Source organism: Plesiomonas sp., from assembly GCF_051650925.1.
GTDB lineage: Bacteria > Pseudomonadota > Gammaproteobacteria > Enterobacterales > CAMTGL01 > Plesiomonas.
In genome coordinates, this window is record NZ_JBOFRH010000123.1 from 1 (window position 1) to 3,138 (window position 3,138).

Here is a 3,138-nt window from a genome sequence, read left to right on the forward strand (position 1 = left end):
TACATCACCAGCGAGCTGATTGTGTCAACCCGCAAACGCCGTCTGTTTCCGGTGGAGGATGTTGAGTCAACACTTTGGTCGGGTAACGGCCCGACAGACAGTAGCGAGTGGGTGGTTGAATTGTGTGATGCAATGACCGATTATGCTTCTGAATTTATTGATGATCTGCATGAGACCATCATTGAATTGGAAGATGGTCTACTTGAGCACAAAGTGCCTGATCGGGGCCAACTGGGGTTAATTCGCAAACAATTAATCATTCTACGCCGTTATCTTTCACCACAACGCGATGTGTATTCACGTATTGCCGCAGAAAAAATCCCGTGGTTTAGCGAAGAGGACAAACGTCGGATGCAGGATGTTTCCGAACGTCTTGGCCGTACACTCGATGATTTGGATGCGGCTATCTCGCGTACATCAGTATTGGCCGACGAAATTGCCAATTTGCTGGCTGATGCAATGAATCGCCGTACATATGTGATGTCACTGCTGGCAATGATGTTTTTACCGGTCTCATTTTTGACAGGGCTGTTTGGTGTTAACTTGGAGGGAATTCCGGGTGAGGGGTTTCGTGGTAGTTTTACACTGTTTTGTGTAACGCTGGTGGTGGTAGCTATTGGTATTGGTATCTGGCTGAAGAAAAAGCGTTGGTTGTAGCTATAATTATGCGCAGAAAGAGGCTTTTGTGGCTAGATTTGATAACGATGACCGAAATATTGAGCAAAATCAAAGTAGCAGGTAGCCTGTTGTCGCATACTCTACTACGCAGGTGAATACAGTATTTATGCGATGGATGCTGTACTCCACGTTGTCTTAACTTCCTTCAATTTATTTGCATTATATAGCGAATATATATTTTTGCGGCGCCGATATGATATCGGCGTTTTTTTTATGCCAATGTTCGGTATATTCTATTGTTGTGTTGCTGCTATCTATATCCCTAATATTTTCTTCTTTCTTCTTTCTTCTTTCTTCTTTCTTCTTTCTTCTTGTTTGGTATTTTTTACTTTTAAGAGCTTTCGCCTCATCAGCAACATACGTTGATAACGTGAGCTGTTGCATACGGATCATTGCGTATATCGGATACAACAAATAACCATGATGAGGCGATAATCAGGCAGACTTAGGCTTTTTTAAGGAAAGCGGCAACCAGAACAATATGTACGCCATTAACTCGGCCTTCAATGTGCTCAGGGTTGCTGGTTAGCGTAATATTCTTCACCATAGTGCCGCGTTTTGCCGTGAAGTTAGCACCTTTCACGACTAAATCTTTAATCAGGGTAACCGAGTCACCGTCTTGCAGCGGGTTGCCATTGCTGTCGAGTGTTGGTTGGGTATCATCAGACTCTTCTGCTACACCGGCTGCGGCCCATGCAAGGGTTTCGTCATCAAGATAGAGCATATCTAACAGATCATGTGCCCATACTTCGCTTGATAGCTGTTTGAGTTGACGCCATGCCATCACTTGTACAGCGGGAACCTGACTCCACATGCTGTCGTTCAGACAACGCCAGTGGCTAACATCAGTCAGAGCTGGGTTTTCAATCTGAGTGCGGCAGGTTTCACATAACAATACGCTGTGATCAGCATCATCAGTAGCAGAGTGTGATACAGGGTAAACAACAAGATCTTGTTCGCTGGCACAAAGTTCACAATGGGCGTTGCTGCGTTGCAGTAAAGTAGCTTCGACTGACATGTTTTTTTCCGATAGGGCAGAATAATAAGCTATTAATATAGCATAAACTTGATGTCAATGGGAGTCAGGGCGTTTTTGTGCTCGGCAGGAGATAAAAAGAAGCCTAATAATGCATTGTTGGAAGAGCATCACACTTCATTGATTTATATATAATTAGGTAGGGTATATTTGAAGATAGGCTCTGCGGGAAATGATGGTTTCCCGCAGGATTATTGCTTGTTCTGGCGATTTACATCACGGAATTACTCGGGGGTTTCATTGCTGGTACTATCAACGGTTTGATCACCCATTTCAGGCAGATCTTCCATATCAATGGCCAGTGGCCAGCCGCCTAAACGCTTCCAGCGGTTCACCAGCTCACAAAATAGCTCTGCAGTACGCTCGGTATCATATAATGCTGAGTGCGCCTGATGATTATCAAAGGGAATGTGTGCCGTTTTACAGGCCTTTGCCAATACGGTTTGCCCTAACACCAAACCACTCAGTGCGGCAGTATCAAACGTTGCAAAAGGGTGAAAAGGATTGCGTTTTAGGTTTGCACGCTGCGCGGCAGACATTAAAAAACCGTGATCAAAGGCGGCATTGTGTGCCACAACAATCGCACGGTTACACTCAGCCGCTTTGAGCTCTTTTCGCACCACTTTGAATATTTCATGTAAAGCATCATATTCACTGACGGCACCACGCAATGGGTGATAAGGGTCAATGCCGGTAAACGCCAGCGCTTCAGGGTTTAAATTCGCCCCTTCAAAAGGCTCAACGTTAAAACTTAATTTTTGATCGGGCAGTAACCAACCGTTTTCATCCATTTTCAGCGTGACTGCGGCAATCTCTAAAAGCGCATCCGTTGTTGCGTTAAAGCCACCTGTTTCAACATCAATCACGACAGGGAAGTAGCCACGAAAACGGGCGCTCAGGCTGTTAGGGTCGGTTATTTTAGCCATGGATTCTCTTTGCTGCTGTATAAATGGAACGGGTTAGCGCTCTATTATTGCAATTTATGGGGGTTAACTAAAGTATTCCTTCGCTTTGCCGTTAAGAAGAGAGGATTCAGGAGTGGTGAAAAAATGATAAAGTGTTGTATTACGCGTGGCAGCCTACAGATCGCTATGGCTGGGTTATTGATGAGCAGTCTGCCTTCGTGGGCGGATACGGTATTTTTTGCCGGCATTGATGATTCAAAATGGGTAATGACACAAGATACACCGCTTGAATGCCGCTTAGAACATGCGATCCCTAATTATGGAACGGGTGCATTTACCAGCCGAGCCAGTAAAAAAATCAACCTCGACTTTGAGTTGCAAATGTTTCGCCCGATGGCTGAGACTCGCCGTACAACCTTGCTGGTTTTACCTCCCCGTTGGATGCCCGGTACGGTATCTGAGCCGGTAACGACATTAACACTGTTTCAGCAGTTTGATGGTTACGTGGCAGATAAGCAT

The 3,138-nt window shown here is 45.1% G+C and carries 4 protein-coding genes and 1 pseudogene; 2 read left to right on the forward strand and 3 right to left on the reverse strand.

The genetic code is table 11. From position 1 onward, the window contains the following. Positions 1-657: zinc transporter ZntB (gene zntB, locus ACRC27_RS02735; protein WP_438639139.1), on the forward strand; the 657-nt coding region annotated here is incomplete at its 5' end. A 180-nt stretch (positions 658-837) separates the two neighbouring features. Here the strand turns inward: zntB and ACRC27_RS02740 are convergent. From ACRC27_RS02740 to rnt, 3 genes are all read right to left on the reverse strand, one after another. Continuing rightward, entirely contained in the window at positions 838-1,062 is a 225-nt protein-coding gene (locus ACRC27_RS02740; protein WP_438639140.1) for a hypothetical protein, read from the reverse strand. Positions 1,063-1,123: 61 nt separating this feature from the next. Beyond that, the gene (locus tag ACRC27_RS02745; RefSeq protein WP_438628862.1) at positions 1,124-1,696 is read right to left on the reverse strand and encodes a PhnA domain-containing protein; all 573 of its coding nucleotides are present in this window, start codon (positions 1,694-1,696) and stop codon (positions 1,124-1,126) included. A 242-nt stretch (positions 1,697-1,938) separates the two neighbouring features. Further along, positions 1,939-2,640: a ribonuclease T gene (gene rnt / locus ACRC27_RS02750; RefSeq protein ID WP_438639141.1), complete on the reverse strand. Its 702-nt coding sequence runs from the start codon at positions 2,638-2,640 to the stop codon at positions 1,939-1,941. A gap of 123 nt (positions 2,641-2,763) precedes the next feature. Between rnt and ACRC27_RS02755 the strand changes: the two are divergent. Next, positions 2,764-3,138 (forward strand): annotated as a pseudogene (locus ACRC27_RS02755) (hypothetical protein); the annotation flags it as partial.